General features: G+C 65.4%; 11 protein-coding genes. 6 read left to right on the top strand and 5 right to left on the bottom strand.

What is annotated here, in order from left to right; genetic code table 11:
- Positions 1 to 111 (top strand): SDR family oxidoreductase (locus WBF82_RS01935; protein WP_424381418.1); only part of this gene is annotated, 111 nt, incomplete at its 5' end.
- A gap of 12 nt (positions 112 to 123) precedes the next feature.
- Here WBF82_RS01935 and WBF82_RS01930 read toward each other — a convergent pair.
- On the bottom strand, positions 124 to 1,020 hold the full coding sequence (locus WBF82_RS01930; protein ID WP_424381417.1) for an alpha/beta hydrolase: 897 nt from the start codon (positions 1,018 to 1,020) through the stop codon (positions 124 to 126).
- Positions 1,021 to 1,085: 65 nt separating this feature from the next.
- On the opposite strand from WBF82_RS01930, the gene WBF82_RS01925 reads away from it, so the two are divergent.
- A complete protein-coding gene (locus WBF82_RS01925) occupies positions 1,086 to 2,438 on the top strand; it encodes an FAD-binding oxidoreductase (protein ID WP_424381416.1) in 1,353 nt (450 codons plus the stop codon).
- 58 nt (positions 2,439 to 2,496) lie between these two features.
- Here WBF82_RS01925 and WBF82_RS01920 read toward each other — a convergent pair whose 3' ends face one another.
- The gene (locus tag WBF82_RS01920; protein WP_424381415.1) at positions 2,497 to 3,033 is read right to left on the bottom strand and encodes a TetR/AcrR family transcriptional regulator; all 537 of its coding nucleotides are present in this window, start codon (positions 3,031 to 3,033) and stop codon (positions 2,497 to 2,499) included.
- A gap of 111 nt (positions 3,034 to 3,144) precedes the next feature.
- Between WBF82_RS01920 and WBF82_RS01915 the strand changes: the two genes are divergently transcribed.
- Positions 3,145 to 3,771, top strand: a complete 627-nt coding sequence (locus tag WBF82_RS01915) for an SDR family NAD(P)-dependent oxidoreductase (RefSeq protein ID WP_424381414.1) — start codon at positions 3,145 to 3,147, stop codon at positions 3,769 to 3,771.
- Here WBF82_RS01915 and WBF82_RS01910 read toward each other — a convergent pair.
- Genes WBF82_RS01910 through WBF82_RS01900 form a run of 3 tightly spaced genes read right to left on the bottom strand, consistent with a single transcriptional unit; the run spans position 3,768 to position 5,944 of the window.
- The gene (locus WBF82_RS01910) at positions 3,768 to 4,604 is read right to left on the bottom strand and encodes a thioesterase family protein (RefSeq protein ID WP_424381413.1); all 837 of its coding nucleotides are present in this window, start codon (positions 4,602 to 4,604) and stop codon (positions 3,768 to 3,770) included. The genes WBF82_RS01915 and WBF82_RS01910 overlap by 4 nt on opposite strands.
- Before the next feature lie 10 nt (positions 4,605 to 4,614).
- The gene (locus WBF82_RS01905; RefSeq protein WP_424381412.1) at positions 4,615 to 5,472 is read right to left on the bottom strand and encodes an SMP-30/gluconolactonase/LRE family protein; all 858 of its coding nucleotides are present in this window, start codon (positions 5,470 to 5,472) and stop codon (positions 4,615 to 4,617) included.
- Complete coding sequence (locus WBF82_RS01900) at positions 5,456 to 5,944, bottom strand: SRPBCC family protein (protein WP_424381411.1); 489 nt, start codon at positions 5,942 to 5,944, stop codon at positions 5,456 to 5,458. The genes WBF82_RS01905 and WBF82_RS01900 overlap by 17 nt, the downstream gene beginning before the upstream one ends.
- Positions 5,945 to 6,072: 128 nt before the next feature.
- Here WBF82_RS01900 and WBF82_RS01895 point away from each other — a divergent pair, with 128 nt between their 5' ends.
- The 3 genes from WBF82_RS01895 to WBF82_RS01885 all read left to right on the top strand — a co-directional run.
- Positions 6,073 to 6,993: an LLM class F420-dependent oxidoreductase gene (locus WBF82_RS01895; RefSeq protein WP_424381410.1), complete on the top strand. Its 921-nt coding sequence runs from the start codon at positions 6,073 to 6,075 to the stop codon at positions 6,991 to 6,993.
- Positions 6,994 to 7,039: 46 nt separating this feature from the next.
- Positions 7,040 to 7,921, top strand: a complete 882-nt coding sequence (locus WBF82_RS01890; protein WP_424381409.1) for an acyl-CoA thioesterase — start codon at positions 7,040 to 7,042, stop codon at positions 7,919 to 7,921.
- 5 nt (positions 7,922 to 7,926) lie between these two features.
- The coding region (locus tag WBF82_RS01885) for an acyl-CoA dehydrogenase family protein (RefSeq protein ID WP_424381408.1) at positions 7,927 to 8,812 on the top strand (886 nt) is incomplete at its 3' end.

Genomic DNA, 8,812 nt, shown 5'->3' with positions numbered 1-8,812 from the left:
GGCCAACCCGACGACATCGCGGGCATCTCGGTCTTTCTCACCAGCCGCGCCAGCACCTACATCACTGGTGCGGTGATCCCGGTAGACGGCGGCATCAGCGTCATCCGCTAGGCCGCTAGGCAGTCATTTCAGGTTCTTCTCGAGGAAGTCGAGCTGATCGGCGATCACCCGCTCGAATGCGTCGCCGACATAAATCTCGAAATGTCCCTCCGGATAGAGCTTGATCTCACCGCGCGGCGCCGTCGCCGCGTAGCGACGGGTCGGTCCCGACGGTGCGACCGAATCGGATTCGCACACACAGAACAGGATTGGGCAGGGCACTTTCGCTGCGAGCCGACCAGGACGGTAGGGCAGGATCTTCACCCCGATGCGGGCGGCGACCTCGTTTCGCAGCGGCGTGCCATCCGGGACCAGCTTCAAAAAGCCCGGGTAGGCGTCGGGCGCGTTCATCAGCGCGACCTCGCCCGGCTTGCCGGCGGTCGGCACCATCACCGGCGACCCGCCGAGCCGGGCGGCGATCAGATCGCGTAGCGCCAACGCCGTGACTCGAGCGCTGGTCAATGGGCTCAGCGTGCCAAGAGAGGCGACGCTGTCGGTGAACGGACATTGCGAGACGACCGCCGCGATGCCGGGCAGCCGCGCTGCGGTTGCAATGACATGACCACCGCTAAAAGACGTGCCCCACAAGCCAATTCGATTGCGGTCGATTCCAGGCAGCGTCCGGGCGTAGGCCACCGCAACCGTCCAGTCCTGCAATTGCATCCTGATGTCGAGTAGTTGACGCGGCGCACCCTCGCTGTCGCCGAAATTGCGGTAGTCGAAAACCAGACAGGCGTAGCCGGCCGCACAAAAGCGTTCGGCATAGGCGTCCAGGCGCATCGTGCGAACCGCGCCCAGACCGTGTGCCATCACCAGCAGCGGCGCCTGTACTTCCGAGCCGTTGCTTTCCGGTCGATACAGCCACGCACTGATCCGGTCGGCACCCGAGTTGAACCAAACATCCTCACGCTGCTTGCTCACGGCTCCCAATCCTGCATCACTGGCGGCGCGATTGGGAGGGTGTGCTACACCGATAAATCGTGCCCATGACTGGAAGCGTGCTGCGAGCCGTGTCATCGGTGATCGGGGCGAGTCACGTCAGCACCGACCCCGATGTGCTGGCGGCCCGCAGCGTCGATCACACCGGCCGCTATCGCGGGCGGGCGAGCGCCTTGGTGCGTCCGGGTTCGGCGGACGAAGTTGCCGAGGTGCTGCGGCTGTGCCGGGACGCCGGGGCGCACGTCACCATTCAGGGTGGTCGTACTTCCTTGGTGGCCGGCACCGTGCCCGAGCACGATGACGTGTTGTTGTCGACCGAACGGCTTTGCGGCATAAGCGATGTCGACACGTTGGAACGGCGCGTGGAAGTCGGAGCGGGAGCCGCCTTGGCCACGGTACAACGCGCGGCGACGGCGGCGGGTCTGCTGTTCGGTGTCGACCTGGCGGCACGCGATACCGCGACGGTCGGGGGGATGGCCTCGACCAATGCCGGCGGCCTGCGCACCGTGCGTTACGGCAACATGGGCGAACAGGTCGTCGGCCTGGACGTCGCGCTGCCCGACGGGTCGGTGCTGCGACGGCATTCCCGCGTACGGGCGGACAACACCGGCTATGACCTGCCGTCGCTGTTCGTCGGCGCCGAAGGAACACTCGGTGTGATCACCACGCTTCATCTGCGGCTGCACCCGAATCCGCGGTATCGAGTGACGGCAGTGTGCGCCTTCGAGGACCTCGACGCGCTGGTCGACGCCGGCCGGCTGTTTCGCGAGTTGGACGGCATCGCCGCACTGGAACTGATCGACGGCCGAGCCGCCGCGCTGACCGACGAGCACCTGGGGGTGGCGGCGCCGGTGCGCGGTGACTGGTTGTTGTTGGTGGAACTGGCATCCGATTACGACCAGACCGAACGCCTAGCCGACGCGCTGATGGGAGTGCGAACGTGCGGAGAGCCAGCGGTAGGCGTCGATCTGGTTGCGCAACAACGGTTGTGGCGGGTGCGGGAATCGGTGGCCGAGGTGCTCGGCGTCTACGGGCCGCCGGTGAAGTTCGATGTATCGCTGCCGCTTGCGGCGGTCGCTGGGTTCGCCCGCGAGGCGGACGAGTTGCTGCGCCGCCGCGCGCCCGACGCGATCGGCGTGCTGTTCGGGCACATCGGAGAGGGCAACCTGCATCTCAACGTGCTGCGCTGCGGCGCAGAGCAGGAACGCGACCTGTACGCGGCGATGATGGACCTGATCGCGGCGTGCGGCGGCAACGTCAGCTCTGAACACGGGGTCGGCAGCCGTAAGCGCAAGTACGTCGGCATGTCACGCGAGGCCGCCGACATCGCGGCGATGCGAACGCTCAAGACGGCATTCGACCCGACCGGCTACCTCAACGCCGCGGTGCTGTTCGACTAATCAGTCAGCGCCCTGCGACCATGCTCCTCGCGTGGCGACGCGAGGAGGAGCAGGGCAATCAGTCGGTGGCTTTGATGCCCACAGCGTGGCGCAGCTGGGCTAGGAATTGGTCGGCATCGTCGCTGCGGATCATGTAGTGCGAAAACGCTACTCGGATCGCGGTGGCGGCTTTCACTGCGGCGTTGGGGCCGGGTATCAGCCGCTGCAGACCATCCCGCATCTGCGGAATGACGTTTGAGAACTGGTTGATGACATGCTCGGGCTCGATATCGACCATCCGCACACCTGTATAGGAATGCTGGTAGTCGACGATAAACCGCAACGCCGCATCGAGCTTGTCGGCACCTTTGAGACCGGCTGTCGCCCGGCTCATACCGCTTTCGAAGCTCTGGCGTTCGTAACGGGAGAACGCTGAAAGCAGCTCCTCCTTCGAGGCGAACCAGCGGTAGAGCGTTGGCCGCGAGACCCCGGCCTGGGAAGCGACGTCGGACAGGCTGAGCTTGCGCTTGCCGTTGCGGCTCAGCACCTCCGCCGTCGCGGCGAGGATCCGTCGCTGCGTGGAGGTGTCGTCTTCGATGGTCGCCGTCTGCTCCATACCCAAACTTTACAAAAATAGCCCGAAGTGTCACGCTGTTTTCGTGTCATCGGTAGCTGACCACCAAATCTTAGCTGGGGCGCAGCGCATCGCAGCTGATCGGCGATTGTCGTGAGCCGATCCGGGGCCGCCAGAGCTGTCGTCATCACCGAAGCCTCGTCGCCCGTCGCATTGGCGACTGCGGCGCGGCTAGCCGCCGGCGGAGACTTGGTGTTGATGGGAACCCGCCGGCTCGACATCTGCGAGCCGTTCGCGGCCGTGCTTCGGTCCGACGGCGCGGCGGCCTTCACCGCCCACCTGGACCTCGCCGATCCGCCGTCGGTCGATCGGTTCGTCAAATCCGCCGACTACCTGATCGGTGCGGTCGACGTGCTGGTCAGTGGCGCGGGTATGGCCGACGGCTCGTGGGTGGGCGCGCAACACTTTGCCGCACAAGTCATTCCGCCGATGATCGCTCGCGGATGCGGTGACGTCGTGCTGATCAGCCCGGAGTTGATCGGTCCGTCCACCGCCAGGGCCCCTCGCATGGTGGAGACCTGGGTCGCCGGCCTGGAGGCCGAGTTCGTCGGCACCGGTGTGCGGGCGTCGATCGTCAGGTCGACCACAGGCGGGCCCATGTCACCCGGCGACGTCGCATGTTTGATCGTCACCGTGCTCAGCTCAACCCGGATGCACCTGCGCGTTGTCGACATCATCGCGCCGGTGGCCGCGGCGTCGATCTCGGCGCTGACCGACTAACGCTTGGGCCTTGAAGGACGGGGCCGCACCAACACCGACTGCTGGATGCTGCCGACGGCTCCGGTCTGGTCGAACAGGGTGCCCACCGTCGTGCCGATGCCGTCGGGTCCGTAATTGGTTTCCGCCCGGATGCCGATCCAGTCGCCGTCGGGAATTCGGTGCACATGCACGACGAGATCGTTGTTCAGGAACGTCCACTTGGTGATGTCCAGTTTGGAGCCGATGCCGTTGGCGCAGTCGGCGACCGCGAACAGCCGCTCCAACGGCGTCATAGTCTCGCCGTTGACCAGGTTGACTGTCGGCTTGATCCAGGATTCGCCCGGACCATCGTTGAGAGGTTGGGTCAGCCACCGCCAGTCGAGGCTGTGCACATAGTTGCGGTCCCAATCCTTTTCGAGATTGCGGCTGCGGCCTTCGCTGACCGGACGCGGCAGGGGTGTCGCCGCGTGCGCCAGGTCGGTGGTGTCCAGCTGTTGCAGCCGCCATCCGCTGGCCCGCGCCGTCGGCCGGGGCTGGCCATCGGGGCCTAACGCCAACATCTCGGCGCTGATCAATTCGATCTGTTTGCCTGGACGCTCGACGTGGGAGCGAATCCACAAGTCGCCTTCGGCCGGCACCGGCCCCAACAAATCGATGGCGACCCGGGACAGCCGGGTGTCGTCGCGTGCAGCGCATCGCTCCAGCGCGCGGACCAGGAGCGCCGACACCGGTGCGGCATGCTGCAGCGCCGCCGACCACGTACTCCTCACTAAGTCTGTGGCACAGAACTTTTCGCCCAGCGGATCGTCGGCTGATCCATCCCCCGCGAGCAACTCGTAATAAGAATCGGTCATCGGTTACCTTTCAGGGCAGGCCGGCGCCAGGAGTATCCACGATCACCGCGTCGAGCCGAGACAGACGGGTACCTATCAACCGTTTCGGATAGGCATCGGTACTCGACAGCATGAACAACGTGCGCCGCGCCGGCCCGCCGAGCGTGCAAGCGATCGCGACGCGGTCGCCGATGTTGATGCGATGGGTCACTTGTCCTTCGCCGCCGCCGCCCCCGGCTTCGATGCGCTCGAACTGGTGCGCCAGCGTCATCGACGTCCACACGCCGCCGCCGGCGTCGAGGCTGATGCCGTCGGGCGGGCCGTCCAGAACATCGGCGAAGACCCGTCGGTCGGCCAGGTCGCCATCGGCGCCGATGCTGAACGCGGTCAATCGCCGGCCGATCGACTCCGCGACGATCAAGGTCTTGTGATCGGCCGTAATGGCCATTCCGTTCGGGAAGTCCAGATCTTGCGCCACCACCCGCACGCTGTTGTCGGTATCGACGCGCAAGATGACGCCGCCCTCGAAGGCCTGCGACCCGATGTAGGCGCGTCCAACCTGGTCGACCACCATGTCGCCGAGGTCAGCCGGTGCGGCATCGCTCAGATCCGCGATCGTGACCACTGTTTCGCCGTCGTAGCGAAGCAGCTGCCGCTTTTCGGTAGACACGATCAGCAGTGATCCGTCGGGCCGAAATCCCAGCCCCGACGGGCTGTGCCCGGGCAGCGCCAACGTGGTCAGCGAGCCACTGGCGTCGGCGGTGTGTACCGCCTCGCCCAGCATGTCGGAAAACCACAGCAGCCCCTCGAACCAGCGCGGGCCTTCACCGAAGCAGAAGCCGGCGGCCAGCCGCGTGAGCCCCGCCGTGCCCTCAGTGGTTGCCGTCATCGAGCGCATCCAATTCTCGTGCGATCGCCGCGTGATAGGCGTCGATCTTGGCGGGGTTGACCTCCTGAAACAGGGCGTCAGGTAGCGGTGCGTGCTTGTAGGCCTCGATCGTCATCGTGCGGGTAAACAGCGTGATCTCCTGGCCCGGTCGGGTGAACTGGTATTGGACCGTGATCCGACCCTCCATACCGCCGTTGCCGTGGCCGTCATGGCCAAGCCGCCCAACGGAATTGAACATCCACAATTTCGGCCGCATCGCGATCGCCAGGTGCCAGGTGAAGATTCGGTCGCCGTCGGCGCCGGACTCTTGCCAGGTGTCGCCGACCTTCAACGGCAGTTCGTCGGGCAGGTTGGTGATGTGCGCGCTGCCCGGATACGTCTTCGTCCAGTTCGCCGGATTCGTGACGAAGTCATAGATGATTTCGGGCGGTCGCGCGAAGGCGGTTTCCGAGCTCGTGGTCACGATGCCCAACTGTTTCGCCTCCGTGCTGCGGGAAATCCGACCAGGCGCCCGCCCGGCTGACTTTACAGATTATCGTATAAGTGTCACGCAGTAATTTTGCAGGGATATCGTCGGCGCTCAGCTAAGGAAAGCGGCAGATGCATTTCACCATCACCCACCCGATGCACCGCCACCCGTACAACCCGGAACTGGTCAGCGGCGACGGCATCGCCGCGGTTGCCAAAGCCGCCGAAGCCGCCGGATTCCACGGCTTTGGGTTCACCGACCACCCCGCGCCGACGCAGCGCTGGCTGGAAGCCGGTGGACACGATGCGCTGGACCCATTTGTGGCGATGGCGTTCGCCGCGGCGCGGACCACCACACTGCGGCTGATTCCCAACATCGTCGTGTTGCCGTATCGAAACCCGTTCGTGGTGGCCAAGTCTGGTGCGTCGCTGGATCTGCTTTCCGGCGGCCGATTCACGCTCGCGGTCGGAGTGGGGTATCTCAAACGGGAGTTTGCCGCCCTCGGCGTCGACTATGAGCAACGGGCCGAGCTGTTCGATGAAGCCCTCGACGTGATCCGGGCGATCTGGACCAGCGATGACGTCTCGTTCGAGGGCAAGCACTTCACTGCGCACGGGATCACCGCCCACCCCCTACCGGTAAGCGACCCGTACCCGCCGATTTGGGTCGGCGGAAACACCGGCGCCGCGCGTCGGCGGGTGGCGCAAAAGGGCGACGGCTGGTGTCCGTTTCCGGCGCCGGCCGTGCTGGCCCAGACTGCCCGCACCGCAACCCTCGACTCTGTGCAAGGGCTGGCCGACGGCATCGCTGACCTGCGTCGCCGCGTGGACGAGGCGGGTCGGGACTGGTCGAAGTTCGACGTGGTTTTCAGCAATTTCGAGGGCGGCAGTCCGGCAGACGACGACTTCAATGCGGACGCCTACCTGACCGGAATGGAGAAGCTGGCCGCGCTCGGTGTCACCTGGCTGCAAGTGGGGTTGCCCGGCGACAGCGTGGCGCACGTGACCGAAACCATCGATCGGTTCGCAACCCTGGTGATCGACGCGAGCTGAGCCGGGCGGGCTTTACAAGGTTCGGTGAAAATGTCACGCTCGCTAGGTGACGACGGAATCTGAGCAGGCGCACTGGTCGGTCGCCGGCCTTCTCGAGTTATTCGAGGCGCGCGCCGACGGGCCCGACCGCTTCATCGCTGAAACGGGGATCGCCGGCGCGGACGGACGGCAGGTGGTCGAAGGCACCCAGGTGGTCGCACAGGTGATCGTCGCGGTCGGCGAACGGTTTGCGGACAAGTCGGTGCGGTCGGTACATGCGGTGTTCTCCCGCGCCGTAATGGTCGGGCCGCCAGTCGAATTCGAATTCGACGTCGTGCACGAAGGCCGGTCCACCGCGACCGCGGTGGTTTTTGTTAAGCAGAACGACCGCCGCTGCATCACCGTGACAGCGCTCGCCGACGTCCCGTCGGAAGATGTGATTCGCCATCACTTGGCTCGCCCCGAGGTGACCGCGCCAGGCGACGCCAACGTGTCGGCGATGCCGATGGCGGGACGGGAACTGCGGCTGGTCGACGTGGTGGATGTCAACAGCCCGGACGAAGTCGGGCCCCCCGAGCTGTACGCCTGGCTGCACTACGACCCCATTCCGACTCGTGACGATTTGGCCAAGGCGCTAGTCGCATATTTCACCGGGCATTTGGGCATTTCGACCACGATGCGGGCGCATAAAGGCATCGGCACCAGCCAGTCGCACGTGACGGTATCCACCGCGCCGATGACGATCACGGTCGGCTTCCACGAGCCGGTGTCGTGGTCGGGCTGGTTGCTGTACACCCACGAGAGCACTCAGGTGGGCGCAGGCATGTCGTATGTCCGCGGGGCCGTGCACACCCAAGAGGGTGAGCTGATCGCCTCGTTCGCGCAGGAAGCGCTGATCCGCCCGCTGCGCACCAGCGACACGGCAATCAAAACCCAAGCGCGGCTTTAGCAGTCATGGATTTCGCCAGCGTCGAACTGTCCACGGAGGACACGGAATTCCGCGATCGGTTGCGGGGATTTCTGAACGTCCACGTCACCGACGAGGTGCGCCGACGAGACCGGGAGACCGGAGAGAATTTCGACGAGGGCGTGCACCTGGCGCTGGGCGCCGAGGGCTATCTGGCCGCCGACTGGAAGGACGAATCCGAGGGGGGCTTCAACGCGCTGCGCCGGCGGATCTGGGACTTGGAGATCGGCCGCGCGCACACGCCGTGGTTCCACTGGGGCACCACCGCCATGGTGGCGCGCACGGTGCAGCAGTTCGGGGCGGCCGAGCTCGCCGACGAGGTGGTGCCCGGGGTTCTATCCGGCCACATCCGGCTGTGTTTGGGTTACACCGAGCCTGAGGGCGGCTCCGATGTGGCGACCTGCAAAACCCGCGCCGTGCGCGACGGCGCTGGCTGGGTTATCAACGGCTCCAAAATGTTTACCTCCAACGCTCACAACGCGAAATACGTTTTCTTGCTGACCAATTCGGATCCCGACGCACCGAAACACAAGAACCTGACGATGTTCCTGGTGCCGCTGGACTCGCCGGGCGTCGAGATCCAGCCCATCCGCACCATCGACGGCGATCGGACCAACATCGTCTACTACAGCGACGTGCGGGTGGACGACAAATACCGAATCGGTGAGGTCAACGGCGGCTGGGCGGTGCTGCGGGCGGCGCTCGACGTCGAGCACGGGACCGCCGAACGTGGCGCCGACGGATTACAGACGATCGCGGTGATGAGCGAACATGTCACGCTGATGGCCGAGGCGATCGACCAGATCGCGGGATTGGTCGCGCAGCGGGGCGCTGATGGTCGTCGCCGGCTCGACGACACGTCGGTGGCATATC

It is taken from the genome of Mycobacterium sp. (assembly GCF_049673265.1).
GTDB lineage: Bacteria > Actinomycetota > Actinomycetes > Mycobacteriales > Mycobacteriaceae > Mycobacterium.
Note: the sequence above shows the minus strand (reverse complement) of the source record. Positions and strands in the feature narration are given on the sequence as shown.

Excerpts from the sequence above, each read along its gene's own strand:
- WBF82_RS01925 (WP_424381416.1), top strand. The coding sequence starts at position 1,086 with ATGACTGGAAGCGTGCTGCGAGCCGTGTCATCGGTGATCGGGGCGAGT.
- WBF82_RS01920 (WP_424381415.1), bottom strand. The coding sequence starts at position 3,033 with ATGGAGCAGACGGCGACCATCGAAGACGACACCTCCACGCAGCGACGG.
- WBF82_RS01910 (WP_424381413.1), bottom strand. The coding sequence starts at position 4,604 with ATGACCGATTCTTATTACGAGTTGCTCGCGGGGGATGGATCAGCCGAC.
- WBF82_RS01905 (WP_424381412.1), bottom strand. The coding sequence starts at position 5,472 with ATGACGGCAACCACTGAGGGCACGGCGGGGCTCACGCGGCTGGCCGCC.
- WBF82_RS01895 (WP_424381410.1), top strand. The coding sequence starts at position 6,073 with ATGCATTTCACCATCACCCACCCGATGCACCGCCACCCGTACAACCCG.